Origin of the sequence: Aminobacter niigataensis, from assembly GCF_014200015.1 — a bacterium.
Taxonomy (GTDB): domain Bacteria; phylum Pseudomonadota; class Alphaproteobacteria; order Rhizobiales; family Rhizobiaceae; genus Aminobacter; species Aminobacter niigataensis.
The window spans coordinates 105,041-130,596 of record NZ_JACHOT010000007.1 but is presented as its reverse complement, the minus strand read 5'-3'; the positions used below and the strand labels follow the sequence as shown (position 1 = coordinate 130,596).

General features: G+C 64.0%; 26 protein-coding genes. 7 read left to right on the top strand and 19 right to left on the bottom strand.

The features are described from left to right. The gene (locus GGQ99_RS21325; RefSeq protein WP_183264095.1) at nt 1-885 is read right to left on the bottom strand and encodes a choline/ethanolamine kinase family protein; all 885 of its coding nucleotides are present in this window, start codon (nt 883-885) and stop codon (nt 1-3) included. Nucleotides 886-1,099: 214 nt separating this feature from the next. On the opposite strand from GGQ99_RS21325, the gene GGQ99_RS21320 reads away from it, so the two are divergent. From GGQ99_RS21320 to GGQ99_RS21310, 3 genes are all read left to right on the top strand, one after another. Then, complete coding sequence (locus GGQ99_RS21320) at nt 1,100-1,864, top strand: DeoR/GlpR family DNA-binding transcription regulator (RefSeq protein ID WP_108609461.1); 765 nt, start codon at nt 1,100-1,102, stop codon at nt 1,862-1,864. Nucleotides 1,865-2,053: 189 nt separating this feature from the next. Then, entirely contained in the window at nt 2,054-2,218 is a 165-nt protein-coding gene (locus tag GGQ99_RS21315; RefSeq protein WP_425486847.1) for a hypothetical protein, read from the top strand. Continuing rightward, nucleotides 2,215-2,832 carry a DedA family protein gene (locus GGQ99_RS21310; RefSeq protein WP_108609460.1) on the top strand — a complete coding sequence of 206 codons (618 nt, stop codon included), beginning with the start codon at nt 2,215-2,217 and terminating at the stop codon, nt 2,830-2,832. The genes GGQ99_RS21315 and GGQ99_RS21310 overlap by 4 nt, the downstream gene beginning before the upstream one ends. Nucleotides 2,833-2,849: 17 nt before the next feature. Here GGQ99_RS21310 and GGQ99_RS21305 read toward each other — a convergent pair whose 3' ends face one another. The 14 genes from GGQ99_RS21305 to GGQ99_RS21240 all read right to left on the bottom strand — a co-directional run bounded on the left by GGQ99_RS21305 (nt 2,850) and on the right by GGQ99_RS21240 (nt 14,846). Beyond that, nucleotides 2,850-3,164, bottom strand: a complete 315-nt coding sequence (locus GGQ99_RS21305) for a hypothetical protein (protein WP_108609459.1) — start codon at nt 3,162-3,164, stop codon at nt 2,850-2,852. Nucleotides 3,165-3,206: 42 nt separating this feature from the next. After that, nucleotides 3,207-3,569: a nuclear transport factor 2 family protein gene (locus GGQ99_RS21300; protein WP_108609458.1), complete on the bottom strand. Its 363-nt coding sequence runs from the start codon at nt 3,567-3,569 to the stop codon at nt 3,207-3,209. A 55-nt stretch (nt 3,570-3,624) separates the two neighbouring features. Then, nucleotides 3,625-4,101: a carboxymuconolactone decarboxylase family protein gene (locus GGQ99_RS21295; RefSeq protein ID WP_183264094.1), complete on the bottom strand. Its 477-nt coding sequence runs from the start codon at nt 4,099-4,101 to the stop codon at nt 3,625-3,627. Between the two features lie 104 nt (nt 4,102-4,205). Beyond that, nucleotides 4,206-5,759, bottom strand: a complete 1,554-nt coding sequence (locus GGQ99_RS21290) for an alpha/beta fold hydrolase (RefSeq protein ID WP_183264093.1) — start codon at nt 5,757-5,759, stop codon at nt 4,206-4,208. A gap of 93 nt (nt 5,760-5,852) precedes the next feature. Continuing rightward, a complete protein-coding gene (locus GGQ99_RS21285) occupies nt 5,853-6,104 on the bottom strand; it encodes a formate dehydrogenase subunit delta (protein ID WP_108609456.1) in 252 nt (83 codons plus the stop codon). After that, entirely contained in the window at nt 6,094-6,921 is an 828-nt protein-coding gene (fdhD, locus tag GGQ99_RS21280) for a formate dehydrogenase accessory sulfurtransferase FdhD (RefSeq protein WP_183264092.1), read from the bottom strand. The genes GGQ99_RS21285 and fdhD overlap by 11 nt, the downstream gene beginning before the upstream one ends. 7 nt (nt 6,922-6,928) lie before the next feature. After that, a complete protein-coding gene (gene fdhF / locus GGQ99_RS21275) occupies nt 6,929-9,808 on the bottom strand; it encodes a formate dehydrogenase subunit alpha (RefSeq protein ID WP_183264091.1) in 2,880 nt (959 codons plus the stop codon). A gap of 11 nt (nt 9,809-9,819) precedes the next feature. Further along, nucleotides 9,820-11,376: a formate dehydrogenase beta subunit gene (locus GGQ99_RS21270; protein ID WP_183264090.1), complete on the bottom strand. Its 1,557-nt coding sequence runs from the start codon at nt 11,374-11,376 to the stop codon at nt 9,820-9,822. After that, a complete protein-coding gene (locus tag GGQ99_RS21265; RefSeq protein ID WP_183264089.1) occupies nt 11,373-11,852 on the bottom strand; it encodes a formate dehydrogenase subunit gamma in 480 nt (159 codons plus the stop codon). The genes GGQ99_RS21270 and GGQ99_RS21265 overlap by 4 nt, the downstream gene beginning before the upstream one ends. A 141-nt stretch (nt 11,853-11,993) precedes the next feature. Further along, nucleotides 11,994-12,893, bottom strand: coding sequence for a LysR family transcriptional regulator (locus GGQ99_RS21260; RefSeq protein WP_108609451.1), 900 nt, complete (start codon nt 12,891-12,893; stop codon nt 11,994-11,996). Nucleotides 12,894-12,955: 62 nt separating this feature from the next. Further along, a complete protein-coding gene (locus tag GGQ99_RS21255; protein WP_183264088.1) occupies nt 12,956-13,333 on the bottom strand; it encodes a VOC family protein in 378 nt (125 codons plus the stop codon). A gap of 87 nt (nt 13,334-13,420) precedes the next feature. Further along, nucleotides 13,421-13,972, bottom strand: a complete 552-nt coding sequence (locus GGQ99_RS21250; protein WP_183264087.1) for an SRPBCC family protein — start codon at nt 13,970-13,972, stop codon at nt 13,421-13,423. Between the two features lie 22 nt (nt 13,973-13,994). Further along, complete coding sequence (locus GGQ99_RS21245) at nt 13,995-14,405, bottom strand: DoxX family protein (RefSeq protein ID WP_183264086.1); 411 nt, start codon at nt 14,403-14,405, stop codon at nt 13,995-13,997. A gap of 30 nt (nt 14,406-14,435) precedes the next feature. After that, nucleotides 14,436-14,846: a VOC family protein gene (locus tag GGQ99_RS21240; RefSeq protein ID WP_108609447.1), complete on the bottom strand. Its 411-nt coding sequence runs from the start codon at nt 14,844-14,846 to the stop codon at nt 14,436-14,438. Nucleotides 14,847-15,051: 205 nt separating this feature from the next. Between GGQ99_RS21240 and GGQ99_RS21235 the strand changes: the two genes are divergently transcribed. After that, a complete protein-coding gene (locus GGQ99_RS21235) occupies nt 15,052-16,221 on the top strand; it encodes an Mrp/NBP35 family ATP-binding protein (protein ID WP_108609446.1) in 1,170 nt (389 codons plus the stop codon). Nucleotides 16,222-16,588: 367 nt separating this feature from the next. On the opposite strand, the gene GGQ99_RS21230 is transcribed toward GGQ99_RS21235, so the two are convergent. After that, nucleotides 16,589-17,800 (bottom strand): MFS transporter, encoded by a 1,212-nt coding sequence (locus GGQ99_RS21230; protein WP_183264085.1) that lies wholly within the window; start codon nt 17,798-17,800, stop codon nt 16,589-16,591. A gap of 116 nt (nt 17,801-17,916) precedes the next feature. Between GGQ99_RS21230 and GGQ99_RS21225 the strand changes: the two genes are divergently transcribed. Beyond that, nucleotides 17,917-18,846 carry a LysR family transcriptional regulator gene (locus GGQ99_RS21225; protein ID WP_183264084.1) on the top strand — a complete coding sequence of 310 codons (930 nt, stop codon included), beginning with the start codon at nt 17,917-17,919 and terminating at the stop codon, nt 18,844-18,846. A 240-nt stretch (nt 18,847-19,086) separates the two neighbouring features. On the opposite strand, the gene GGQ99_RS21220 is transcribed toward GGQ99_RS21225, so the two are convergent. Together GGQ99_RS21220 and pgi are read right to left on the bottom strand one after the other, a co-directional pair. Then, nucleotides 19,087-19,797 (bottom strand): HAD family hydrolase, encoded by a 711-nt coding sequence (locus GGQ99_RS21220; protein ID WP_108609443.1) that lies wholly within the window; start codon nt 19,795-19,797, stop codon nt 19,087-19,089. Nucleotides 19,798-19,802: 5 nt separating this feature from the next. Next, on the bottom strand, nt 19,803-21,449 hold the full coding sequence (pgi, locus tag GGQ99_RS21215) for a glucose-6-phosphate isomerase (protein WP_183264083.1): 1,647 nt from the start codon (nt 21,447-21,449) through the stop codon (nt 19,803-19,805). Between the two features lie 259 nt (nt 21,450-21,708). Here pgi and pdxR point away from each other — a divergent pair, with 259 nt between their 5' ends. Next, a complete protein-coding gene (gene pdxR, locus GGQ99_RS21210) occupies nt 21,709-23,202 on the top strand; it encodes a MocR-like pyridoxine biosynthesis transcription factor PdxR (RefSeq protein WP_108609442.1) in 1,494 nt (497 codons plus the stop codon). Between the two features lie 179 nt (nt 23,203-23,381). Further along, entirely contained in the window at nt 23,382-24,971 is a 1,590-nt protein-coding gene (locus GGQ99_RS21205) for a trimethylamine methyltransferase family protein (protein WP_183264082.1), read from the top strand. A gap of 7 nt (nt 24,972-24,978) precedes the next feature. Here the strand turns inward: GGQ99_RS21205 and GGQ99_RS21200 are convergent, their stop codons facing one another. After that, on the bottom strand, nt 24,979-25,377 hold the full coding sequence (locus tag GGQ99_RS21200; RefSeq protein ID WP_108610059.1) for a hypothetical protein: 399 nt from the start codon (nt 25,375-25,377) through the stop codon (nt 24,979-24,981). Between the last annotated feature and the right edge of the window lie 179 nt (nt 25,378-25,556).

Below are 25,556 nucleotides of genomic sequence, written 5' to 3'. Positions count from 1 at the left end.
TCAGAGTTTTCCGTACAATGTGCGATAGGTTTCGAGCGCCGCATCGAGCTTTCCGAGGTTCTCGGCGGTGTAGGCGACATAGTCGCTGTCCGGAGCGGAGAGGTGGATTTCCGAGACCATGCTCCACATCGCCTCGCGCAGCAGCGAGGCGCACTGCATGGCCGCGTGCGAGCGGCGGATTTCCTGGTCGGGCGGGCCGCCGAAATAGGTGGTGAGCAGATCGTCCGACTCTTGCTCAGTCATCCCTGCATTGGAGGCGATGCCGGCAAGGTCGAACATTCCGGTCGAAAATCCGGCATATTCGAAATCGATCAGCCACAGCCTGTCGCCGTCGTCGAGGAAGTTGGCCGGCAACAGGTCGTTGTGGCCGAAGACGATCGGCAGGGGCGCCTGCGCCTCCTCGAGCGCGTCGGCCAGTTCGAGATAGCGGGGCAATTCGGCCGTCATCCGGCTGCCGCCGGCCTGAAGCGTGCGGGCATAGTCGCGGATCACGTGGAAGGCCCAGAACATGAAGCCGGGCCCTGAAACATGCCTGGGCATCTCGATATGGAAGCGCCTGACCATGCGGGCGATGCCTGTCGCATTGGCCCGGACATCGCCGGCGCCATAGGTCCTGGCGCCGAGAAACTCCGTCACCATCACGCCGGGTGCCGCATATTGCAGTTCAGGCGCGAAGCCCGCCTCGAAGGCTGCTTTCGCCACCATCACCTCGCGCTCGCGGGTGACGTGATGGAAGGGAAAATCCTTGCCGAAGCGCACGACATGCGCCCCCGACGCGTCGGTCACCACCCAGCTTTCGTTGCTGATGCCGCCCTTCAGCGGCGCGATCGTCACTGCCCCGTTCCACAGCGGCAGGGCGCGGATGCGATCCTCGCTATTCGACATCCAGCCTCTCCGTGCCGTGTCCGGCGCGTTCCCCTTGCGCCCTGGTCTTGTTGACGGGCAGTCTCACGCAGCGGAAGCGGCAGTGTCAATCCGGATTTGTGGTTTTTGTTGTTCTTTTGACCGTATCTGTTGAATATCGCGAGATGAATACGGTAGAGTCAGTCATCGCGAATCTCGGAAACGGCCAAACTGGCCCTTCGAGCGGGGCAGCCTGATGAACCATTCCAAGCGTCACAGCGAAATCCTGCGCCTGCTCGAGGACGAGGGCACGATCACCATCGCCGACCTTGCCGACAAGCTCGGCGTGTCGCTCGAAACCGTGCGTCGGGACGTCAAGCCGCTGGCATCCGACGGAGCGATCCTCAAGATGCACGGTGCCATCGGCCTGCCGTCGGCCGTCGGCGAGGCGCCCTTCGAGCGCCGCATGCGCGAAAATGCCGAGGCCAAGCGTGCCATCGCCAAGGCCGTCGCCGCCACCATCCATGACGGCGAGTCGGTCATGCTCGATACCGGCACCACCACCAGCTATCTTGCCCGGGAACTGCTCGGCCATCGCCGCCTGACGGTGGTGACCAACTCCTCCGACATCGCCCGCACGCTGGCCACCGTCAACGGCAACAAGGTCTACATGGCCGGCGGCGAACTGCGCAGCGACAGCGGTGCTGCCTTCGGCGTCTCGGCCATCGAATTCGTCAGCCGCTTCGCCGTCACCCATGCGGTGATCTCGGCCGGCGCGCTCGACGCGGCCAACGGCGTGATGGACTACGATCTCGAGGAGGCGGAGTTCGCCCGCATGGTGCTGTCGCGCGGCCAGCGTTCGGTCGTCGTCACCGACCATACCAAGTTCGGCCGCCAGGGGCTGGTCCAGGTCTGTGGCTTTTCCGGTTTCACCGAACTCTTCACCGACCGGCAGCCAGCGGACGATCTCACCGGGGCGCTGTCCGATGCCGGCGCGAAGCTCTCCATCGCCGCTGGCTAGGCAGCCGGATCGCTTGCAAAGACTATCCTGAAGTGGGTGCCTCTTTGCTCGCCGCAGGCGAGTTCGATGCGGCCGCCATGGATCTGCATGATCTCATGGACCAGGTTGAGGCCCGGGCCCGCGCCGCGCCGGACACTCGCCATCCTCGAAGGCGTTTTTGCTAATGTCAGGCCCGGCGGGGCGATGTATATGTTCACCTACGGCTTCCGTTGTCCTATCGATCAGCCGCTACTCGACAGGCTCGATCTCGAAGTGACGCGCGTTGGCCATACTTTCCGCAACCTGCCGCCGGCGGCCTTCTATCGGATCACCAGGATGAAGCCGGCAAAGAGTTACGACTGGCGTTTTGCATGATCCCATCGATCCTGGGTTTCGGCCTGTTTGGTGCCGCCGGCCTGGCCTTCACCGAGAAGATATCGCCGGTCCCGCCGTCGCATGTGCTGCTGCTGTTCCTCGGCATGACCGCCGCGCCGGACATGCAGACGCTTGTCGCGCTGATGTTTGCGACCATGGTCGGCTCGACCCTCGGTTCGATGATCTGGTATGCCGGCGGCAACTGGCTGGGGCCTGATCGCGCCGACGCTGCCGTCAAGCGCTTCGGCAAGTACGTTTTCCTCAAGCACGCGACCTATCAGAAGCTGACGCAGGCTTATCGCCGCAACAACTTCCGCGCTTCGCTGATCGCCCAATTGGTGCCGGTGGCGCGCACCTACCTGGCGCTCGAGGCCGGCGTCCTGCGGCTTTCCTTCGTGCCTTTCGCGTTGGCCACGCTTTGCGGCGCCCTGATCTGGAATTCCGCCTTCCTGATCGGCGGCTACCTGATGCGCGATGGCGACCACGATCCCGTGACCATCGGCTTCCGCATCATTGCGATCGTCGTCGCCGCCGAGATTATCTTCCTCTTGGCACTGCGCCACAGTACCCGAAGGCCGGTCGAAGACCGCCCTCCGGGCGAAACGCATCAGTAGGCCTGATCGGGTGGTCGTCAGTCAATCACCCGGTAGATGTTCCAGTAGGACGAGCCTGACACGACCAGCGGCTCGAGCCGTTTGCCCCATTGGGCATGGGCGTCGAGTTTGGAGATCTTGGCGAACATGTCGTCGAGTTGCGCCAAGCTCTCGACCGTATGGTTGACCTCGATCGCCGCCTCCTTGGCGCCGATCGATCCGGTCAGGATCTGCATCGCCATCTGGTCGGTGCCGGCCTGCGGACCGATCTCCCGTTCCCATTGGCGCAGCAGCTCGATTGCACCCTGCTTGTGCCCGAAGCGGGCATCGATCTTCCAGCGTGCGACGAACATGGCTTCCTCCCTTTTTGCGGACGACCATTCGTCCGCATTCGATCACTCGTCCCAGGCCTGCACGACGGTCTGCCGCGCGATCTTGCCATCCTTGAGTTCCAGCATGGCAGCGCAGAAGACCTTGGTGCCGTCGGGGTAAGAGCAGGCTTGCGAGAAGGCGAGGCTGTCGCCTTGCGCGATGGTGGTGTCGACGCGGTGGGTCATCGCCCGGCTGCAGATGTCGTCCCAGAACGTGGTGATGGCAGCCCGGCCACGGATCTCGCGCGGCTTGCTCGGCGGGTTGTTGCGGTCGATGACGCGCACCAGCGCGTCGTCGGCATAGAAGCTGGACAGCATCTTGCCGTCGCGGCCTTCGATCGCCTTCTTGATCGAGGCGCCGGTCACGGCTTCCTTGGTGGCAAGCATTTGTTCCTCCTGTTGGCGCCCTCAGCGGGACGCCCGGTTGATTGATCTCAGCGGTCTATTGCGACTTGGCCTTGGCTGCGGCCATCACCGTGTCGATCTCTTGCTTGAATTGCGGGTAATCGACCTGCATGCCGTTCAGCACCGTCGACCAGTGCCGCACGGTCGCAGACATCGCCACGGCCTCGCGGATTTCCTCGTCGGTGGCGCCGTTGGCCTTGGCCGCTACGGTGTGGAAATAGATGCAGTACTGGCACGGTATCTGTGCTGCGACTGCCAGGCCGAGCAGTTCCTTGGTCTTGCCGTCCAGCTCGGTCTTGGGATTGAGCTGCACGCCCTTGAATTCGGCCCAGGCGCCGGCGATGCCGGACTCCGGAAACTGCTTGAAGAAGCCGGGCACCGAGCCGAGCGTGGCCTCGATATCCCGGTAGGTTGCCTCAGCCGAACTGTCCTCGGCGAGCGCGCTCGATGCGATGAGCGCGGAGAACCCGGCTGCGACCGCCAGCGCTGCGAACACCTCACGTGCCTTGGTCATGACTTCCTCCATCCGCAGGTCCATGGCCATTTTGCCTGCCTGCTTGGGGAGAATTTGTAGTCCCTGGTGTGGCCCTTCCGCTTCGCCCGGACGGGCCATTTACGCTATGGCCCGTCCGGGCCAGTCTGGCGGGCGGCAAAGGCGGCTGCCGCCGCGCGTGACGGCAGGTCGAGCTTGAGCAGGATGTTGGCGACATGGCGCTTGACCGTGTGTTCGCTGAGGCTGAGCTCGGCTGCGATCGCGGCATTGCTCTTGCCGTCGGCGATCAGCGCCACCACCTCGTTCTCGCGCACTGTCAGCGCCGATGGCTCCACCGCGATCGCCTTGCTGCGGCATGCCGGCTCCAGGTGCTGTTCCGACGTCGCCTCGACCAGCGCCAGCGGCTCGTCGAGATCGTCGAGGGACAGCCGGCCGGCATCGGCGAAATGCAGGCCCGAGCCGGCGGCGAGGTCGGCGACCAGCCGCGAGGCAAGGATGCCGCCGCGCCCGGCATGGTCGGCGATCTGTGCCGTCACGCGGATCGCCAGGCCGGAGGGAGGTCCGCGCATCTCGACCTCGCCGACATGCACGCCTTGCGCGCTGGCGATGCCGATGTCCTGGGCCGCCTCGCGCAAGGCGGCGGCGCAGCGCACCGCTCGCGCCGGGCCGTCGAAGCGCGAGACCAGCATCTCGCCATGCTGGTCGGCTACACGGCCGCCGTGGCGACCGACCAGAAGGCGCCAGGTCTCATGAAAGCGCAGGCTGCGTTCCGCCCACATCCGGTCGCCCAGCCGTGCCGTATCCGAAATGCGGGTAACGAGCAGGGCGGCGAGCACCCGCTCCGTGTCGGGGGCTGCATGCGTGCCGGTCAGGAATTCCTCGACCAGATCGGCGACACGGTTGACGTCGCCCGTCCAGATCGGGTGATCGCGCCCGGTGATTTCGGCGAGCCGCGCGCCGGGGATCTTCTGCGCGAGATAGCGGCTGGCGTCGGGGTTGACCCGCGCGTCATTGCGGCGATGGATCACCAGCGTCGGCGCGCGGATGCTCGCCAGGACGCCGCGCACGTCGATGTCTGCGTTCATCCGGGCCAGTGCGGCGGCTGCGGTCGGGCTGGCCGACAGCCGCTCGAAACGTGCCCACCAGTTGGCGAAGCGGCTGTCGTCGACACGCCCGGGCGCAAAGTTAGCCAGCGTCGCGCCCGTGCCCCACGTGGTCGCCGCCGCCTCGATGAAGGCGTCGAGCCGTTCGCGCCCCATCACCCATTTGTCGAACTGCGCGTAGCCGCCATAGAGCACCAGCGAGCGCGTCCGTTTCGGATAGGTGGCGGCAAACAGGATCGCCATCGGCGCGCCTTCGGAGGCGCCAAGGATTGCGGCCCGGCTCGAGCCCACGGCGTCCATCACCGCGCGGACATCGTCCATGCGCGTTTCGAGGCTGGGCAGGGCATGCGCGTCGACCCGGTCGGAAAGCCCGGTGCCGCGCTTGTCGAAAAGGATCAGGCGGGAAAAGGACGACAACCGGTGCAACAGCCGGCTGTAGCCTTCGTCTTCCCAGTGCAGGTCGAGATTGGAGATGAAGCCGGGAACAAAAACGAGGTCGATCGGCCCCTGGCCGACCACCTGATATGCTATGTGGACGTCACCGCTGCGCGCATATCGGGTCGCGATCAGCCTCATCGGAGCCATCCCATCGGTAGAAACCATTAGGGATGGCTAACATAGCAGATGTTTGGTCGGGGGGAACGGCCTGTTCCGCCGGCCTCGGTGCGGTCAGGCTGCGTCCTGCCTGGGGCGACGGATCGTGGCGGCCGCCTCGATGACCAGCGGCTTCATGCCCTTGCCGCCTTCATCGAACATCTCGAAGAACTGGCGCCGCATGCGCGGATCCCAGAAATCGTTGATGTGCTTGGCGACACCGGCCACACCCTCGTCATGGGGTTTGGTTTCGAAGAAGGTCGCGATCTGGTTCGCCATGTAGACGAGTTTTTCCTTCGTCCCCATCTTGTGCTCTTCATGCGACATTTTTGGCGGCTCCGGTACTTACGCGGTCTGGATGGGTGAAGATGTCGAAATCGTCGCCACGCACGAGCGCAATCAGTGTCATGCCGGCCTGTTCGGCGGTGCGGATGGCCAGTGCGGTTGGCGCCGATACGGCAATGATGAAAGGCGCGCCGATGGCGGCCGTCTTTTGAACCATTTCCACCGACACCCGGCTGGTCACGACCACGGCGCCCGACGCGCCCGATATGCCTGCCTTGTCGAGGGCGCCGGCAAGCTTGTCGAGCGCGTTGTGGCGGCCGACATCCTCGCGCGCCGCGACAATGCCCTTGCCGGGCACGTAGAAGCCGGCTGCGTGTACCGCGCCGGTCTCCGCATGCAGCGGCTGGACCTTGGACAGCAGCTTCACCGCCTGCACGATGTCCTCGGAGGAAAGCCCTGATGTTGCCTTGTGCACATCGTCGACCGAGCGCATCGCCTCTTCGATGGATTCGATGCCGCACAATCCGCAGCCGACAGGCCCGGCGAGACGGCGACGGCGCTGCTCGAAGCGCTTGTTCGCCTTGTCCTTGAGCCTGATCTGGATGTCGATGCCGGCCTCGACGTCCAGCACCTCGATCGACTCGATTTCTTCGACCGAGCCGATGATGCCTTCGGTCAGCGAGAAGCCAAGCGCGAAATCGTCGAAGTCGGCCGGGCTCGCCATCATCACCGCATGCGTGGTGCCGCCATAAGACAACGCCACCGGCGTCTCTTCGGGCACCATGCGGTTGGCAACCGTCGTCCCGCTCGCCCGGCGGGCGAGACGGGAGGTCTGGGTGATTGCGGGGCGAGTGGTCACGCCGTCGCTACTCCGCCGCTTCCAGATGCCCGGCAATGCGCCGGCTCTGCTGTGCCTGCTCGTTGTAGCCCTTCTGCCATTCCGACGGCCCGTTGGAGGCGCCGACCTGAACCGCCGTCACCTTGTACTCCGGACAGTTGGTTGCCCAGTCGGAGAAGTCGGTGGTGATGACGTTGGCCTGCGTGTCGGGGTGGTGGAAGGTGGTGTAGACCACGCCTGGCGACACCTTGTCGGTGATCTGCGCCCTGAGCGTCGTCTCGCCGGCGCGGCTCTGCAGCCGCACCCAGTCGCCGTCGCGCAAGCCGCGGTTTTCGGCATCGTGCGGGTGGATCTCCAGCAGGTCCTCGGCATGCCAGGCGACGTTTTCGGTACGCCGGGTCTGCGCGCCGACATTGTACTGGCTGAGAATACGGCCGGTGGTAAGCAGCAGCGGGAAGCGCGGGCCGGTCTTTTCGTCCGTCGCGACATATTCGGTGCGGATGAACTTGCCCTTGCCGCGGACGAAGCCGTCGATGTGCATGATCGGCGTGCCTTCAGGCGCCTTTTCGTTGCACGGCCACTGCACCGAGCCCATCTTCTCCAGGAAGTCGTAGGAGACGTTGGCGAAGCTCGGCGTCGTCTTGGCAACCTCGTCCATGATTTCGGACGGGTGCTTGTAGTTCCAGTTCAGACCCATTGCCTGGGCGAGTTTCTGCGTCACTTCCCAGTCGGCATAACCGTTCTTCGGGGTCATCACCTTGCGCACGCGGTTGATGCGGCGCTCGGCGTTGGTGAAGGTGCCGTCCTTCTCGAGGAAGGTCGAGCCCGGCAGGAACACGTGGGCGTAATTTGCGGTTTCGTTCAAGAACAGGTCCTGCACGACAACGCATTCCATCGCCTCGAGGCCGGCCGACACGTGCTTGGTGTCGGGGTCCGACTGCAGGATGTCCTCGCCCTGGATGTAGATGCCCTTGAACGTGCCGTCGACGGCGGCGTCCAGCATGTTGGGGATGCGCAGGCCCGGCTCGTTGTCGAGCTTGACGCCCCACAGGCTGTCATAGATGTCGCGCACGGCGTCGCCCGAAATGTGGCGGTAGCCCGGCAGTTCGTGCGGGAACGAGCCCATGTCGCAGGCGCCCTGCACGTTGTTCTGGCCGCGCAGCGGGTTCACGCCGACGCCCTTGCGGCCGATATTGCCGGTCAGCATGGCGAGGTTGGCGATGCCTATGACCGTGGTCGAACCCTGGCTGTGCTCGGTCACGCCGAGGCCGTAGTAGATCGCGCCATTGCCGCCGGTGGCGTAAAGGCGGGCGGCACCGCGGATCGTCTCCGCCGGAACGCCCGAAAGCTTCTCGACTTCCTCGGGGCTGTGGCGCGGATCCGAGACGAACTCTGCGTAATCCTGGAATTCCGACCAGTCGCAGCGCTCGCGGATGAATGTCTCGTTGAACAGGCCCTCGGTGACGATGACATGTGCCAGGGCCGTAACCACGGCCACGTTCGTGCCCGGCTTCAGCGCAAGGTGATGCTCAGCCAGGATGTGGGCCGACTTCACCATTTCCGTGCGGCGCGGATCGATGACGATCAGCTTGGCACCGGCGCGCAGGCGCTTCTTCAGGCGTGAAGCGAACACCGGGTGGGCCGAGGCAGGATTGGCGCCGATGATCAGCGCGACATCGGTGTCTTCGACCGAATCGAAGTCCTGCGTGCCGGCCGACGTGCCGTAGGTCTGGCCGAGGCCGTAGCCGGTCGGCGAGTGGCAGACGCGGGCGCAGGTGTCGACGTTGTTGTTGCCGAAACCCTGGCGGATCAGCTTCTGCACGAGGAAGGTTTCCTCGTTGGTGCAGCGCGACGAGGTGATGCCGCCCACGGCGCCGCGTCCGTACTGGTACTGGATGCGGCGGAATTCCTTGGTCGTGTACTCGATCGCCTCTTCCCACGACACTTCGCGCCAGGGGTCGGTGATCTTCTCGCGGATCATCGGGTTGAGGATGCGCTCCTTGTGGGTGGCGTAGCCGTAGGCGAAGCGGCCCTTGACGCAGGAGTGGCCGCGATTGGCCTTGCCGTCTTTCCACGGCACCATGCGCACCAGCTCTTCGCCGCGCATCTCGGCCTTGAACGAGCAGCCGACGCCGCAATAGGCGCAGGTGGTGACGACCGAGTGCTCGGGCTGGCCGATCTCGATGACCGACTTTTCCGTCAGCGTCGCCGTCGGGCAGGCCTGTACGCAGGCACCGCAGGAAACGCACTCGCTGTCGAGGAACAGTTCGTGCACGCCCGGCGAAACGCGGCTGTCGAAGCCACGGCCTTCGATGGTCAGCGCAAAGGTGCCCTGAACCTCTTCACAGGCACGCACGCAGCGCGAGCAGACGATGCACTTGGACGGATCGTAGGTGAAATAGGGGTTGGACTCGTCCTTGGCCATCCACTTGAAGTTTTCGGCGCCGTCGTTCTTGGCGCGAACGTGGTTGTCGCCTTCATAGCCATAGCGCACGTCGCGCAGGCCGACAGCGCCGGCCATGTCCTGCAGTTCGCAATCGCCATTGGCGGCACAGGTCAAGCAGTCGAGCGGGTGGTCGGAGATGTAGAGCTCCATCACGCCCTTGCGGATATCCTTCAGGCGGCCGGTCTGGGTGTGCACCACCATGCCCGGCATGACGGGCGTGGTGCAGGAAGACGGCGTGCCGTTGCGGCCCTCGATCTCCACCAGGCAGAGGCGGCAGGAGCCGAACGCGTCGACCATGTCGGTGGCGCAGAGCTTCGGGATCTCGATGCCGGCCTCCATCGAGGCGCGCATGATCGAGGTGCCTTCCGGCACGGTGACCTCGAAGCCGTCGACGATCAGGGTGACTTGTTTTTCGGACTTGGAGGCGGGGGTGCCGAAGTCGATTTCGTGTACGAGACCCATGATGCTGTCTCCTATTCCGCTGCCTGTGCGACCGCTGCCGGCCGGAAATCTTCGGGGAAATGGTTGATGGCGCTCATCACCGGATAAGGCGTGAAACCGCCCAGCGCGCAGAGCGAACCGAACTTCATCGTGTTGCAGAGGTCGGTCACCAGCGCGAGCTGCTTCTCCGGCTCGATGTTCTGGGCCAGCTTGTCCAGCGTCTCGACGCCGCGCGTCGAGCCGATGCGGCAGGGCGTGCACTTGCCGCAGCTTTCGATGGCGCAGAATTCCATGGCGAAGCGTGCCTGCTTCAGCATGTCGGCGCTGTCGTCGAACACGGTGATGCCGGCGTGGCCGATCAGGCCGTCCTTGGCCGCGAACGCCTCGTAGTCGAAGGGCGTGTCGAACAAAGCGCGCGGGAAATAGGCGCCGAGCGGGCCGCCGACCTGCACCGCCTTGACAGGACGTCCCGATGCGGTGCCGCCGCCGATCTCGTCGACGATCTCGCCCAGCGTCAGGCCGAAGGCCACTTCGAACAGGCCGCCATGCTTGACGTTGCCGGCGATCTGGATCGGGATGGTGCCGCGCGAGCGGCCCATGCCGAAGTCCTTGTAGTACTGCGCGCCCTTGTCCATGACGATCGGCACGGAAGCGAGCGAAATCACGTTGTTGATGACGGTGGGCTTGCCGAACAGGCCCTGGATCGCCGGCAGCGGCGGCTTGGCGCGGACCACGCCGCGCTTGCCTTCGAGGCTGTTCAGCAGCGAGGTTTCTTCGCCGCAGACATAGGCGCCGGCGCCGGAGCGGATCTCGATGTCAAAGCCTTGGGAGGATCCGAGAACGCTCTTGCCGAGAATGCCGGCCTTCTTGGCGACTTCCACCGCCTTCGTCATCACCGCGATCGCATGCGGATATTCAGAGCGGATGTAGACGTAGCCCTTGGTCGCGTGGGTCGCAAGGCCGGCGATCGCCATGCCTTCGATCAGCACGAAGGGATCGCCTTCCATGATCATGCGGTCGGCGAAGGTTGCCGAGTCGCCTTCGTCGGCGTTGCAGACGATGTATTTCTGCTCGCCGGGGGTATCGAGAACCGTCTTCCACTTGATGCCGGTCGGGAAACCGGCGCCGCCGCGGCCGCGCAGGCCGGACTCGGTCACCTGCTTGACGACGTCGGCAGGGGCCATCTTGACCGCGTTGCGCAGGCCGGTCAGGCCGCCATGCGCTTCGTAGTCTTCAAGCGACAGCGGGTCGGTGATGCCGCAGCGGGCGAAGGTCAGGCGCGTCTGCTTGGCGACGTAGGGCAGCTTTTCTGGGTCGCCGAGCGACAGCTTGTGCTGGCCGCCGGTGATGAAACCTGCGTCGAACAGCGACGCCACGTCCTTGGTCGACACGGGACCGTAGGCTGTGCGGCCGGCATCGGTAACGACCTCGACCATCGGCTCGAGCCAGTACAGGCCGCGCGAACCGTTGCGCACGATCTTGGCGTCGACGCCGCGCTCGGCCGCCTCTTTGGCGATCGCCTTGGCGACCTTTTCGGCACCGAGCGAAAGCGCGCCGGAATCTCCGGGAACGTAGATCGTCACGCTCATTTGCGCACCTCTTCGGCGATTTCTTCGATCTTGTCTGCGTCAAGCCGGCCGATCACCTGGCCGTCGAGCATCGCGGCGGGAGCACAGGCGCACAGGCCCAGGCAATAGATCGGCTCCAGCGTGACCGCGCCGTCCTTGCTGGTCTCGTGGAAGCCGATGCCGAGCGTCTGCTTGATCTGGGCGGCGATGGCATCGCTGCCCATCGACTGGCAGGCCTCGGCCTGGCAGACCTTCAGCACATGCCGTCCAGCCGGGTTGTGGCGGAAATCGTGGTAGAAGGTGAAGACGCCGTGGACTTCGGCCCGCGAAATGTTCAGCGCCTCGGCGATGATCGGCAGGGTCTCCTGCGGAACATAGCCGAATTCCTCCTGGACGCCGTGAAGAATCGGGATCAGCGGACCCTCGAGGTTCTTCATTTCGCTGATCACCGCGGCCGTGCGCGCGGCGAGTTCGGTACTTGCTGGCTGCATGACCACGCAGCGCCCTCCCTGACACTGGCGCCTAACATGGGCGCTATTTCCCTATTGAACCCGATTTTGGCAGCCGGAATCAATAAAGCTGTTTCGTCACATGATAAAAATTTTCTATCGAGTGGACGAAAGCAGGAAAAGCCTAGCTCAGGATTGACGGCGAAAATCGCCTGCCAGCGTCATGGCTTCGTCAAGCAGCGCCTGCACCAGCGTGGTGTTCGGATCGCGCCGCGCCACGACCAGTCCGACATTGTGGCTGGCATCCGGCTCGACGATCGGAATCGCCCTGATAGGTTCGGCAAAACCGAAGGTTTCCGCGAGGTTCAGCGGCATGATCGACGACCATTTGCCGGTGCGGATGTGCGAAAACAGCACGATCATCGAGTTCGATTCGAGCGTCGGTCGGACCTGCACGCCGGCATCGGCGAGGTGCTGGTCGATGATGCGGCGGTTCTGCATGTCGGGGGTCAGGAGGCAAAGCGGCAGCGTGCTCACCTCTTCCCACGTCACCTTGTCACGATCGGAATATTCGTTCCCCGCAGCGGTGATCAGCTGATAGCGCTCGGCATAGAGCGGCACGCTGGTCACGCGCCCCAGCGGTTCGTTGTCGAGATAGGTGATTCCCGCATCGATCTCGAAATTGCCGAGCAGCGACAGCACTTCGATCGACGTCCGCGACAGGATCGAGAAGGTGACGCCGGGATGCTTGTCGCGAAACGGCGTCGTCAGCCGCGGCACCATCGCGAGTGCCGTCGGGATGGCGGCGATGCGGATGCGGCCCGAAAGGCCGTGGCGGGCGGCGCGCATCTCCTCGCGCATGGCGCGGGTGTCGCCGACGATGCGCCGCGCCCAGTCCAGCACCTGCCGGCCTTCCGGCGTCAGGCCCTGGAAGCGCGAGCCGCGCTGCACCAGCATCACGCCCAGGATGTCCTCGAGCTGCTTGATCCCGGCCGAAAGCGTCGGCTGGGTGACGCCGCATTCCTCGGCTGCGCGTCCGAAATGCTGCTCCCTTGCGAGTGCGATGAAGAATTCGAGCTTGTCAATCATGCCGCAAAACTATCCGGCGCCGATCGATTAGGCCAGCCATCACATTGCACTTGCTATGAAAATCACTGGTTGATGAGGTTCAGTATGTTCCCGTCGGGATCCTTGAACCAGGCAACCCTGATGTCGCCGAAGACATGGACGTCGCCTTCATGGCGGGTATCCGGCATGTCGTAGTGCTCGAATGTCACGCCTTTCGACTTCAATTCATCGACCAGCCTGTCGATCTTGTCGCCGACGGCCCAGCTTACCGCTGTCGCCTTGTTGGTTCCGGCATAGTCCGACCGGTAGACGTTGATCACGGTGTCACCGCTCTTCAGCACCGACACCTCCTCGCCCATATGGTCGATCTCCTTGAGGCCGAGCGTGCGCTCATAGAAGGTCTTGGCGCGCCCGAGGTCCTTGACGGCCAGATTGGCAACGGCGTTGATTTGACCAAGCATGTCAGTTTCCTTTCGTGCTGCCCCACATCCTGATGAAGATAGTGCCGCCCCGGCGGGGTGACAGGCTGTTGCGCCAGATCGGCGGACTCACGAGCCGGCGAGGCGCTTCCGTTCGGCGATCGCCTTGAGGGTGGCGAGGCCCTTTTCGAAGTCCGTGCCGACCATCTTGTCGAAGTTCATGAACACCTGCATCACCTTGGACATGAAGGGCGATGGGCCGGTCATTTCCCAATTCAGCCGCGTTTTTCCGTTCTGCGGCTCCATGGTGAAGCGCGCCACATTGTGAGCGTCGAACGGCTTCAGGAAGTCGAGCTTGATGACCACCTTGGTCGGTGCCGTCACCTCGGTGATCTCCATCCGGCCGCTGCCGACCTTCTTGTTGCCCTCCCATTCGTAGACCGCGCCGCGACCCGATTCGGCGCCACTCATCTTGCGCTTGAGGTCGGGGTCGAGCGCTTCCCATGGCGACCAGTCGCGCCAATTGCGGAAGTCGTTGATCAGCGGAAAGATTGCCTCCGGTACGGCAGCGACATCGGTTGTTCGCCGAATGCTGAACGTGGCGGGCTTGGTCGCGGCAATCGCCAGGATGGCGAGGATCGCGATCACGATCAGGCCGAGGATGATGGCGAGAATCTGCATGGTCGTCTCCGTGGATATGGCTTCAGCGGCGGAACGGGATCAGCGCCTGCAGGCGTGGATCGCGCAGATAGAGCCCGCCCCAGGCCATCAGCCCGAGATAGACGCCGAACAAAGTGTGCGAAAACAGCGGGTTGCCGATGCGTAGGTGGATGGCGATGGCGCCGCCGAGATAGCCGGTCAGCAGGATCGCGCCGAGGACGGCCGTTCGTGGCCAGGCATAGAGCGCCGCGCAGGCAAGGGTCAGCACGCCGAGGGTCCGGGCAAGCTCCGGTGGAAAGCCGAGTGCCGCGGTGGTTTCGATCACCACCTGCAGCGGCACGAGTTTGATCGCCGCGTCAAAGACCAGGAACGCGATCACCGCGCCGCTCAGTGCGCGGCCGGTCCACAGTGCCGCGTTCGAAATTGCGGGAGTTTCAATGGCTGAATAGGTCATGTTTTCCTCGTGAAATCGCACTCGTGCTGTTTATTCGGCGTTGCCGCTGCTGATCATCCAGGGCGTGCCGAACTTGTCCTTCACCATGCCGAAACCCTTGGCCCAGAAGGTCGGGCTGAACGGCATGTTGACCGTGCCGCCATCTGCAAGTGCTGCGAAGATCGCCTCGGCCTTGGCCAGGTCGTCCGTGTCGACCGATACCGAAAATCCCGACATCTCCGTCCGGTATTGTGGCGGTGCATCGGAAGCCATGATCATCTCGTCGCCGATGACGAGCTGGGCATTGATGATCTTGTCCTGCCATTCCTCCGAAACGTCCTTGCTGGCCGGCGTTTCGCGGTGAGTGAGCATGCCGACGATCTCGCCGTCGAAAACCTTGGCGTAGAACGCAAAGGCTTCGCGGCAGTTGCCGTTGAAGAACAGGTAGTTGACGAATTTCATCGCATTTCTCCCTGGTTGGGTGTCTGCACCAAGGACGCCGCAGGCTGGTCGATGCCGACACATCGGCAAAAAAATCATGTCCATGACAGGTGGGGCGCGATGCCGCTTTGCCAAGCGCAGCCGTCGACTGCCATTTCGGGTAGCTTGGTTCTTTCGCCAAACTGCATTATCTGAAGCCCAACAAGGAAGCAGACAGGTTCGACACATGACAGTCACCAAAGAAACCGTTGTGGAGCGTCTCAAGACGGTCAACGGCCCGGATTTCTCAGGCAACATCGTCGATCTCGGATTGGTTTCCGACATCTTCATCGCCGACGGCAAGGTGTTCTTCTCGATCACCGTGCCGGCCGCGCGCGCCCAGGAAATGGAGCCGCTGCGTGCCGCCGCCGAGCGCGTTGTCAAGGCCATTCCCGGCGTCAATGGCGCTGTCGTGGCCCTGACCGCCGAGAAGAAGGGCGGCGGCATGGAAGCGCCGGTGCCGCAGCGCCCGGCACCTCCGCGTCCGGCAGCCGCGCCCGCCGCACGCCCCGCACCGCACGCGCCCGCCTCGCAGTCGCAGGGCAAGCGCGGCGTGCCCGGCATTGCCGCGATCATCGCGGTTGCCTCCGGCAAGGGCGGCGTCGGCAAGTCGACGACTGCCGTCAACATCGCACTCGGCCTCGCCGCCAACGGTCTCAAGGTCGGCGTGCTCGATGCCGACATCTACGGCCCGTCGATGCCCAAGCTTCTCGGCATCCATGGCCGCCCCGAAACGGTCGATGGCAAGATCCTGAAGCCGATGCAGAATTACGGCCTCAAGGTCATGTCCATGGGCTTCCTCGTCGACGAGGAGACGCCGATGATCTGGCGCGGCCCGATGGTCATGTCGGCGCTGACGCAGATGCTGCGCGAAGTCGAATGGGGTCCGCTCGACGTGCTCGTCGTCGACATGCCGCCCGGCACCGGTGACGCCCAGCTGACCATGGCCCAGCAGGTGCCGCTGGCCGGCGCCGTCATCGTCTCCACGCCGCAGGACCTGGCCCTGATCGACGCCCGCAAGGGGTTGAACATGTTCAAGAAGGTCGACGTGCCGCTGCTCGGCATCGTCGAGAACATGAGCTATTTCGTCGCCCCCGATACCGGCAAGCGCTACGACATCTTCGGTCATGGCGGCGCCAGGAAGGAGGCCGAGCGCCTCGGCGTGACCTTCCTCGGCGAAGTGCCGCTGGAAATGGGCATCCGCGAAAGCTCCGATGCTGGCACGCCGGTCACGGTAGCCAGGCCCGACAGCGTCGAGGCCAAGACCTATCGCGACATCGCCACCAAGGTCTGGGAGCGGCTCCAGCAAGAGCAGGGCGCCGCCGCAGCCGCCACGCCTACGATCGTGTTCGAATAGGCGAGGGGGCTTCTGCCCCCTCAGCTTTCCCACGGCTGCAGCCGCCATATATCGAGGCCGGCGTCGAACAATCCGGCGTCGGGGTAGCGCTGTTGGCCATGTTCGCCAGTGTTGCAAGGGCCGAATCGGTGGCTGCTCCGCCGGCTTCCAATGTCGTCTGGACGGGAGGGTATGTCGGCATACGAACCGGACATGCAAGGACGTCCGGTTCGGGGTCGCCTACAAGTTCTGATGTCGCGTTGTCCACGGTGGCCGTTTTTGCGTCGGGCATTTGATCGGCAACGCCATTCTCATCGCGTCTGAGACGGTTGGGAAACCGTCGTTCGCCCAGGATGCTCGTTTGGGCCACAATCGGGCGTGGTGGAGCTTATGCGGTGGCGAGGCGCCGAAGCCGAACCGACATCGCCAGAGCGACGAGGATGGCTATGGCGGCGACCCCGCTCGATACCGCTCCCACGCTCTCCAGGCCCAGATGATCGATGGTGAGGCCGCCGAAAATCGCACCAAGTCCTGTGCCGGCGTTGGCGGCGGAAACGTTGATGGTTCCCGCAAGTGCCTGGGCACCCGCGCCAGCCTTCATCACCCGGACCTGGCAGATTGGGAACAAGGCAGTGTAGGCAACGCCCCAAGCGACAAGGGACAAAGTCAATCCGACCGTCGAACCTGCCAAGGGCGCGAATGCGAGCATGGCCACGGCCAGGATTGCGGCGAACAGCATGCTCGCCCCCAGCGGGGCCTTGTCGACCATGCGTCCGCCCAGCCAGTTGCCAAGCATGCCGACCGCACCAAAGCCCATCAGCCACCAGCCGACATGCTTTGGCGCGATGTTTGCCAGACGTTCCAGCATGTCCGCCAGATAGGTGTAGGCGGTGAACATTGCCGTAAAGAGAAAGACTGACAGGAGGACGTTCGCCAAAAAGGCCTTGTCCCTGAGAACATGAGCCTGCCGTGTCCCTGGGGCAGTCGTAGGAGGTGCGGGAAGCTTTTGCATCATCACCGCCATGGCGATCGCCATCGCCAGCGACATGACCGCAAGGACCCAGAAGGTCCCACGCCAGCCTATCGTGTTTGTCGCGATGGTACCGAGCGGGATTCCGAAGACGAGGGCCGCTGAGATACCGAGATAGACCTTTGAAACCGCGCGTCCAGAGTGCCTTTGTCCAGCCAACTGGCCAGCGGTTTCACTGGCAGTCCCCCAGAATACCGGCAGGAACAGAGCCGGGGTAAAACGCGCCGCCGCCAGGACCCATATGTTGGGCGCTACAGCCGCTACGGCGTTCGAAACAACGAAAACAAGCAGGATTCCAATAAACAGCTGCTTTCGATCGAGATGCGACAGGGCAGCCGTCAGAGGTGGCCCGAACAGCATCACCGTGAAGGCGAACAAGGTGACCAACTGGCCGGCAGTGGAGATCGATATATCAAGGTCTCGGGAAAGAGCGGGCAGGATTCCAAGAATGATGTATTCCGTCGTGACGATCAGAAATGCCGCAACTGCAAGGAGAAAGATCGAAAGGCCGGGCTTTGGAATGCCCTCCCGATCCGTGGATGAAGGGAAAGCCGAAGAGGTCGTGTGCATCGATGATCACCATGGGAACGAAGATGCACATCCAGGTATAATGGAAATTTACATGTGTCTCTGGCTAAGATTTCCAGCAATAATGGACTGGAATTCCAGAATTGGGACGAGTCGAGATGTTGCCGGAACGGCTCAAGGGCATTGATGCGTTCGTCGCAGCCGCTGACAGTGGAAGCTTCACGGCAGCAGCTTCGCGACTGAAGATCACCAATTCCGCGGTGGGAAAGGCGGTCGCAAGACTTGAACAGCGCCTTGGTACGCGATTGTTCGCCAGAACCACCCGAAGCCTGTCCCTCACCGACGCGGGCGTGGCGTACTATCGGACATGCGCAAAGATCCTTGCCGACCTTGAGGATGCAGAGGCTGTTCTCACGGCCGAGCGGCTCGAGCCCGCAGGTCGCCTACGGATAGACGTCCCGGTGTCCTACGGGAGGTTGCACGTCCTGCCTCATCTCTTGCGGTTCGCGAACGAACATCCGCGCCTTCGCCCGCAAATTTCCTTTTCCGACCACTTCGTCGATCTGATTGCCGAGGAGATCGATATCGTCGTCCGGATCGGAGGGCCTGCTGTTTGGCAACCCTCCCTCGGGCACCGGCTCCTGGGCTTCGAGCGGGTGATTTTCTGCGCCTCGCCAGAGTATCTGAAGCGCCACGGTCCGGTCTTGTCAGTCGCCGATTTGAAACAACGCGATTGCATCGTCTACAAGAAGGCTGACGGTACAGCCACTTCGTGGATGTTCAAGGAAACCGAAAACGACCCTGGGGTACGTCACGTTGTCGATGGACGCATCGCCGTCGGTAGCGGAGATGCAGAAGTTGCGGCGGTAGCCGCAGGCTGTGGCGTGGCTCAACTTCCGACCTGGCTTGCACAGCACGAGTTGGAAAGCGGGACAATCGTTGCAATACTCCCGGAGGCGTCGACAGTCGGGCTCCCCATCAGCGTCATGTGGCAGCGGAGTAAACAGGAACTGCCGAAGGTTTCTATGGTGCTTGAAGTGCTTTTCAGGACGTTGACCACGGACAGCGATCAATCACGGGAGCGATAGCGGACGTCGTCCCCCGATTTTGAAGCGGATTGCCCGCCAATTCCACGATGCGGCATTGGGCTGTCGAGAACTTCCGATTGTGGCGCGGGGATCATGGCCGGAAGTGGGAAACGCCGCAGCGGTCCGGAACCAGCACGCGACGACGGCCGATAGTCGGCATTCGCCGGCAACCTGCGCGGATGGACGTGCCCCGTTTTTCCACTGGACGGGAAGGGCCGCCGCAGAGGCGACCGCGCCCTGTCAGTCTTGGCCGGCAGCCAGGAACGCCGGCAGGTCGGCGATCGAATCGAGCACGACGTCTGCCATCGGCGTCAGCGACTCGCGTGTGCCCGTTCCCGAAAGCACGGCGATCGCCAGCGCACCGCCGGCCTTGGCCATTTCGAGGTCGTGGCGGTTGTCGCCGACCATCGCGATCTCCGACGGCTTGAGGCCGGTGAGGTCGGAGAAGGCGTGGATCGAATCAGGCGCAGGCTTGGGATTGGCAACCGCATCGTAGCCATAGGCCGCGTCGAACATCTGGGCGACGCCGAGCGACAGCAGCGTCTTTTCCGCCCCGCTGGTCGAATCGTTGGTGGCGACGCCCAGCCGGAAGCCGGCACTGTGCAGGCTGGCCAAAGCGTCCTTGCTGCCGGGCAGCGCCACGGCCTGCGCCGAGCCTTGTTCGGCCGAGACCTGGTCAAACATCTTGACCAGCACCGCCTGCTCGGCATCGTCGGCATCGGGATACCACAGCGCCACGATGTCGGCGTTGGTGCCGGCGGCAAACACCGAATCGGCCTTGAAGCAATGAGCCTCGAAATCGTACCCGGCGGCTTCCATCAGGGCGGTCGCCCGCGCCCGGTCGCCATCCGCCGCCTTCAGCGCCATCATTTCGCCGATGGCGAACCACGTCGCCTGGAAATCGACAAGGGTTCCATCCTTGTCGAAAAGTATGCCCTTGATGCCCCGCAAATCACCTACTCCTTAGCCCTTAGCCGGTGAATATGCTCCACCAGCCCGGCTGTCGAGGCGTCGCTTCGCGCGGCATTTTCCCGCCCCTCCACGACAGGCAGCAGCCCGGTCGCCAGTTCCTTGCCCAGTTCCACGCCCCACTGGTCGAAGGCATTGATGCCGAACAGCTGCGCTTCGACGAAGACGCGGTGCTCGTAGAGTGCGATCAGCCGGCCCAGCATATGCGGGTCGAGCTTGCGGTAGAGCAGCGTTACCGAGGGCCGGTTGCCGGAGAAGACGCGGTGCGGCGCGATCTTGTCGACTTCTTCCGGCTTGATGCCCTTGGTCAGCATCTGCCGCCGCGCCTCTTCCAGCGTGCGGCCCTTCATCAGTGCTTCCGACTGCGCTAGGCAGTTGGCGAGCAGAAGGTCATGGTGTTCCCTAAGGTCGGGCTCATGGCCCTCAGCCCCCGCCAGGAACTCCACCGGAATGTAATCGGTGCCCTGGTGCAGCAGCTGGAAGAAGGCGTGCTGGCCGTTTGTGCCGGGTTCGCCCCAGACCAGCGGGCCGGTGGGCGTCACCGCGGCGCCGCCCGCAACGGTCACGCTCTTGCCGTTCGATTCCATGTCGAGCTGCTGCAGATAGGCCGGCAGGCGCGCAAGCCGCTGGTCATAGGGGATGACGGCGCGCGCCGGATAGTTGCACACCGCGCGGTGCCAGAAGCCGACCAGCCCCATCAGCACCGGAATGTTCTTGAGCAGTGGTGCCGTGGCGAAATGCCGGTCCATGGCGTGCGCACCGGCGAGGAAGTCGCGGAAATTCCGCGGTCCGATCGCCATCATGATCGGCAGGCCGATCGCCGACCACAAGGAATAGCGCCCGCCGACCCAGTCCCAGAAGCCGAAGACGCGCGACGGCTCGATGCCGAAGGCCGCGACCTTGTCGAGTGCGGTCGACACGGCCGCGAAATGGCTGCCCACCGCCTTGGCGCCGAGCGCCTGTTCGACCCAGCGCCGGGCGGTTGCGGCATTGGTCATGGTCTCGACGGTGGTGAAGGTCTTCGACGCGATGATGAACAGCGTCGTTCCGGCGTCGAGCCCCTTCAGCGTGTCGTGGATGTGGGCGCCGTCGATGTTGGAGACGAAATGGGCGCGCGGCCCGTCGTGATAGGGCGCCAGCGCCAGCGTCGCCATGGCCGGGCCGAGATCGGAGCCGCCGATGCCGATATTGACGACGTCGGTGATCTTCTTGCCGGTCGCGCCGGCCGCCTTGCCCGAGCGGATGTCGTCGGCGAAAGCCGCCATGGCGTCGAGCACGGCATGCACGTCCACCGTCACGTCCTGGCCGTCGAGCATGACCGCTTCGCCGCGCGGGTTGCGCAGAGCCGTGTGCAGCACCGCCCGGTCTTCGGTGATGTTGATTCGCTGGCCGGCAAACATCGCCGCGCGCTTGCCCTCGATATCGACCACCTGCGCCAGCTTTTCGAGCAGCACCATGGTCGTCGCATCGACGGCGCATTTCGACCAGTCGAACAACAGGTCGCCATCGGTGATCGAAAAGTTCTTGAACCGCTTCGGGTCGGACGCGAAAGCCGCACGCATGTTCTTCGGCGCTTCCTGACGATGGTTGCGAAGCGCGGCAAGAGCCGCCTGGAAGGGTTGTTCGGTCACCATGGAACTCCGGAAGTTGGGCTGCCCGTTCGCCTGCGACGCCATCCTAGCAGACCTGTGGGCTCATTGAGAGGGTGTCGCGGCGGACTATCGGGGCAAATTTCAATCGATTCAACTGGTCCTGTCAGCAACCGTCGATGGAAAGGTTCACTGGCATAAATCCATAGGATTAGAAAAATTGATTGGTGCAACGGCTTGTGCCAAGGATAGCTTTCTATGGTCCAGCAAAGTCAAAAAGACTGGACATGCAGGAAACGCCACTATGCCACAGCGAAACGACACGGCGATCTGGTCCGGCCTGTTCCGGATTTCAGCGGAATCAGGCCAGACGCTCCAGGCGCAGATCAGGCAGGCGATCGTCGCCGCCATTCTCGACCGGCAGATTGCGGCCTCGATGCCGCTGCCGTCCTGCCGAATCCTGGCAGAAAAGCTCGGTGTTGCCCGCGGCACCGTGGTGCTGGCCTTCCAGCAGCTGGTCGACCAGGGCTTCCTCGTGGCGCGCGAGCGCCGCGGCCACTTCGTCAATCCGGAAGTGCTGGCGACGCCGGCCAAGCCGCAGCAGAAGGCTCCCGACCAGGCCAATGACATCGATTGGAAGGCGCGCCGCAAGATCGCTGCCTCTGACATGCCGCCGCCGGCCAAGCTCGAGAACTGGATCAAGTCGTCCTACCCCTTCGTCTACGGCCAGTTCGATCCGACGCTGTTTCCGACCGCCGAATGGCGCGAATGCAACCGCATGGCGCTGGCCGTTCTGGAGATCCGCAACTGGGCTGCAGACATGGTCGACCGCGACGATCCGCTCCTGATCGAGCAGATCCAGGCGCGTCTCTTGCCGCGCCGCGGAATCTTCGCCAATCCGGACGAGATCATCGTCACGCTGGGCGCCCAGAACGCGCTCTACATGCTGGCCTCGCTCTTGATGTCCAAGGGCTCCAAGGTGGCGATGGAAGATCCGGGCTATCCCGATGCGCGTTCGATCTTCCGCCTCGCCGGTGCCGACATCGAGCCCGTGCCGGTCGATCAGCAGGGTATCGTCACGTCAGCCATCCCCTCGGATGCCGGCTTCGTTTTCGTCACGCCGAGCCACCAGTGCCCGACCATGGTGCCGCTCAGCGCCGAGCGTCGCCAGGACCTTCTCGCCCGCGCCACGCGCAACAACCAGATCATCATCGAGGATGGCTACGACAGCCAGCTGCTCGACGAGGCGCCGCAGCAGGCGCTGAAGAGCCTCGATCGCTCCGGCCGCGTCGTCTATGTCGGCTCGATGTCGAAGACACTCGCGCCTGGCCTGCGCCTTGGCTACATCGTCGCCTCGGCGGATCTCATCGCCGAGCTGCGCGCGCTGCGCCGATTCATGCTGCGCCACCCGCCGGCCAACAACCAGCGCGCGGTCGCCCTGTTCTTGTCGCTTGGCCATCATGAGGCGCTGGTGCGTCGCCTGTCGACGGCCTTCACCGAGAGGCGCAAGCGATTGGTCCAGGCGATCTCGGCTTTTCTGCCGGACTGGCAGTCGACCGACTCGGCCGGCGGCACGTCGCTGTGGCTCGAGGGGCCGCGCGGAACGGACTCGCGCGGGCTTGCCGCGGCGGCGGCGGCGCGCAGCGTCATCATCGAGCCGGGCGAACGCTTCTTTGAGCATGGCGACAAGCCTACACGCTTCATGCGGCTGGGTATTTCCTCGATCGCCCTGCAGCATATCGAGCCAGGAATCCGTGAGCTGGCGACTGCCGCCGGTCGCCGTCCCGCGGCTGCATGATGCCCTTTGCCGGCGGCTTCTCCGTGCCGCCGGTCATATGAGCGCTCTGGCATATCCGGCGGGATATGCTGGCCCATGGTCTGGGCCAATGGACGCTGCATAGTCGCGCAAAGGGAACGAGGCGACACGACGGTGGCATAATCACTGCGGCCAGCCTCACAGAAATTCGGAGGACCTGCATGTCAGTTGCCATCGAAAGCCATGACCTGTCGGTAGAGCAGCGCTCGCGTCGGTCCGGCGGCCGGGAGGCGAGGCGGGCGATGCGCGCAGCACCTTTGGCCGACGACATCCGCCCCATCCGTGCCGGCCTCGAAGGTGGCCGCTTCGGCCCGCTCGGCCGGAACGATCTGGAGCGCATCCACGAGGCGGTGCTGACGCTGCTTGAAACAGTCGGGTTCGCCAATGCCATTCCGAACTGTATCGAGGCGCTGACGCGGGTCGGCGCCAGCTACGGCGACGACGGCCGCATCCGCTTCCCCCGTGCGCTGGTGATGTCGACGATCGAGAATGCCGCCCGCAACTTCACCCTCTGCGGCCAGGACCCCAAACACGACATGCTGATACAGGGCAAGCGCGTGCACTACGGCACGGCGGGCGCCGCGGTGCATCTGGTCGATGTCGAAAGGCGCGAGTACCGCGAATCGCTGCTGCAGGACATCTACGACGCCGCCCGCATCGTCGAAGGGCTCGACAACATCCATTTCTTCCAGCGCCCGATGGTGCCGCGCGACATCCCCGATCCGCTCGATATGGACTTCAACACGCTGTACGCCTGCGTCAGCGGAACGACCAAGCATGTCGGCACCAGCTTCACCGTACGCGAGAACGTCGCCCCGGCGCTGGAGATGCTCTACGAGATCGCCGGCGGCGAGGAGAACTTCCGGGCGCGGCCCTTCGTCTCCAACTCCAACTGCTTCGTCGTGCCGCCGATGAAGTTCGCCGAGGATGCCTGCGGCGTGCTCGAGGCCTGCGTCGAGGGCGGCATCCCGATCCTGCTGCTGTCGGCAGGGCAGGCGGGCGCAACCGCTCCTGCGGCAATCGCCGGCGCGGTCGTCCAGGCGGTAGCCGAAGTGCTCGCCGGCCTCGTCTATGTCAACGCGCTCAAGCCCGGCCATCCCGCCATCTTCGGCACCTGGCCGTTCGTCTCGGACCTGCGCACCGGCGCGATGTCCGGCGGCTCGGCCGAGCAGGCGTTGCTCACGGCGGCCTGCGCCCAGATGGCCCAGTTCTACGACCTTCCCGGCGGCTCGGCCGCCGGCATGGCCGACTCCAAGCTGCCCGACGTCCAGTCCGGCTACGAGAAGGGCATCACCAATGTCATGGCGGGTTTGTCCGGCCTCAATCTGGTCTATGAGTCCGCCGGCATGCATGCCTCGCTGCTCGGTTTCTGCCTGGAAAGCCTGATCATCGACAACGACATGCTGGGCCAATGCCTGCGCTGCGTGCGCGGCATCGAGGTCACAGACGAGGCGCTGTCCATCGCCACCATTTCCGAAGTCTGCCTCAACGGTCCCGGCCATTATCTCGGCAACGAGCAGACGCTGAGGTTGATGCAGACCGAGTATTTCTATCCTGCCATCGCCGACCGCTTCTCGCCCAAGGAGTGGAATGAAAAGGGCAAGCCCGACATATTGGGCCGCGCCATCGCCGAGAAGAAACGCATCCTTGCCGAACGGTTCCCGCGCCATATTCCAAAAGCGACCGACGACAAGCTGCGTGCCCGCTTCGGCGAGATGATCAAGCTGCCGCGCAGCGGCATGGGCGGTTAGGCGCTGCTCAGTCGGCCGTCAGGTCGAAGCGCTCGACGACTTCCGGGTTGATCAGCTTGGCATGCAGCGCCAGAAGTACGATGTCGGCGTCGAAGCCGCTGCCGGCTTCGAGTGCGGCCTCGATGCGCCGCTCCGCCTCCAGCATTTGGTCGCGCCCGTTTGCCTGCGCGAAAACCTCCGGTCCGGCAATGCAGTAGCCGAACAATTGCGCCACCGGCGGATAGGCCGAGGCCGGTGGCTCGTCGGGCCAGCGGTCCTTCATCAGGTTGACGATGGTGAGTTTGACGCCCTCCGGCACCAGCGCCGGATGCAGGTCGACACTGCGCAACGCAGCGTCAAGCTGGCGCAGGTCGCCTGAGCGGCCGAAGATGCCGAGAAAACCAAGGGAAGAGCGCCGTCTAGCCATGATGTCCGTATCCGTTTGCCAAATCACCTAGGTGGTTTGCCCATGGAATTCAAAGGCCGGTGTCCGCATTTGGCCGACATCTTTCCGGCGGGGCCCTGAATTGCTGCGGGCGACGGGCACCTTTTCCTTGAGCGAACGTTGCGCACATTGTCGGTGAAGCCTGATTGGAGACTGCCCAG

What these genes read in the sequence shown, in the direction of transcription:
- GGQ99_RS21315 (WP_425486847.1), top strand. Translation starts at nt 2,054, where the DNA reads ATGTTCACCTACGGCTTCCGTTGTCCTATCGATCAGCCGCTACTCGAC.
- pdxR (WP_108609442.1), top strand. Translation starts at nt 21,709, where the DNA reads ATGCCACAGCGAAACGACACGGCGATCTGGTCCGGCCTGTTCCGGATT.
- GGQ99_RS21305 (WP_108609459.1), bottom strand. Translation starts at nt 3,164, where the DNA reads ATGTTCGTCGCACGCTGGAAGATCGATGCCCGCTTCGGGCACAAGCAG.
- fdhF (WP_183264091.1), bottom strand. Translation starts at nt 9,808, where the DNA reads ATGGGTCTCGTACACGAAATCGACTTCGGCACCCCCGCCTCCAAGTCC.
- GGQ99_RS21310 (WP_108609460.1), top strand. Translation starts at nt 2,215, where the DNA reads ATGATCCCATCGATCCTGGGTTTCGGCCTGTTTGGTGCCGCCGGCCTG.
- GGQ99_RS21235 (WP_108609446.1), top strand. Translation starts at nt 15,052, where the DNA reads ATGACAGTCACCAAAGAAACCGTTGTGGAGCGTCTCAAGACGGTCAAC.
- GGQ99_RS21270 (WP_183264090.1), bottom strand. Translation starts at nt 11,376, where the DNA reads ATGAGCGTGACGATCTACGTTCCCGGAGATTCCGGCGCGCTTTCGCTC.
- GGQ99_RS21230 (WP_183264085.1), bottom strand. Translation starts at nt 17,800, where the DNA reads ATGCACACGACCTCTTCGGCTTTCCCTTCATCCACGGATCGGGAGGGC.
- GGQ99_RS21300 (WP_108609458.1), bottom strand. Translation starts at nt 3,569, where the DNA reads ATGCTTGCCACCAAGGAAGCCGTGACCGGCGCCTCGATCAAGAAGGCG.
- GGQ99_RS21285 (WP_108609456.1), bottom strand. Translation starts at nt 6,104, where the DNA reads ATGTCGCATGAAGAGCACAAGATGGGGACGAAGGAAAAACTCGTCTAC.
- GGQ99_RS21320 (WP_108609461.1), top strand. Translation starts at nt 1,100, where the DNA reads ATGAACCATTCCAAGCGTCACAGCGAAATCCTGCGCCTGCTCGAGGAC.
- GGQ99_RS21325 (WP_183264095.1), bottom strand. Translation starts at nt 885, where the DNA reads ATGTCGAATAGCGAGGATCGCATCCGCGCCCTGCCGCTGTGGAACGGG.
- GGQ99_RS21260 (WP_108609451.1), bottom strand. Translation starts at nt 12,893, where the DNA reads ATGATTGACAAGCTCGAATTCTTCATCGCACTCGCAAGGGAGCAGCAT.
- GGQ99_RS21240 (WP_108609447.1), bottom strand. Translation starts at nt 14,846, where the DNA reads ATGAAATTCGTCAACTACCTGTTCTTCAACGGCAACTGCCGCGAAGCC.
- GGQ99_RS21200 (WP_108610059.1), bottom strand. Translation starts at nt 25,377, where the DNA reads ATGGCTAGACGGCGCTCTTCCCTTGGTTTTCTCGGCATCTTCGGCCGC.
- GGQ99_RS21245 (WP_183264086.1), bottom strand. Translation starts at nt 14,405, where the DNA reads ATGACCTATTCAGCCATTGAAACTCCCGCAATTTCGAACGCGGCACTG.
- GGQ99_RS21290 (WP_183264093.1), bottom strand. Translation starts at nt 5,759, where the DNA reads ATGAGGCTGATCGCGACCCGATATGCGCGCAGCGGTGACGTCCACATA.
- pgi (WP_183264083.1), bottom strand. Translation starts at nt 21,449, where the DNA reads ATGGTGACCGAACAACCCTTCCAGGCGGCTCTTGCCGCGCTTCGCAAC.
- GGQ99_RS21255 (WP_183264088.1), bottom strand. Translation starts at nt 13,333, where the DNA reads ATGCTTGGTCAAATCAACGCCGTTGCCAATCTGGCCGTCAAGGACCTC.
- GGQ99_RS21205 (WP_183264082.1), top strand. Translation starts at nt 23,382, where the DNA reads ATGTCAGTTGCCATCGAAAGCCATGACCTGTCGGTAGAGCAGCGCTCG.
- GGQ99_RS21225 (WP_183264084.1), top strand. Translation starts at nt 17,917, where the DNA reads ATGTTGCCGGAACGGCTCAAGGGCATTGATGCGTTCGTCGCAGCCGCT.
- GGQ99_RS21295 (WP_183264094.1), bottom strand. Translation starts at nt 4,101, where the DNA reads ATGACCAAGGCACGTGAGGTGTTCGCAGCGCTGGCGGTCGCAGCCGGG.
- GGQ99_RS21250 (WP_183264087.1), bottom strand. Translation starts at nt 13,972, where the DNA reads ATGCAGATTCTCGCCATCATCCTCGGCCTGATCGTGATCGCGATCCTC.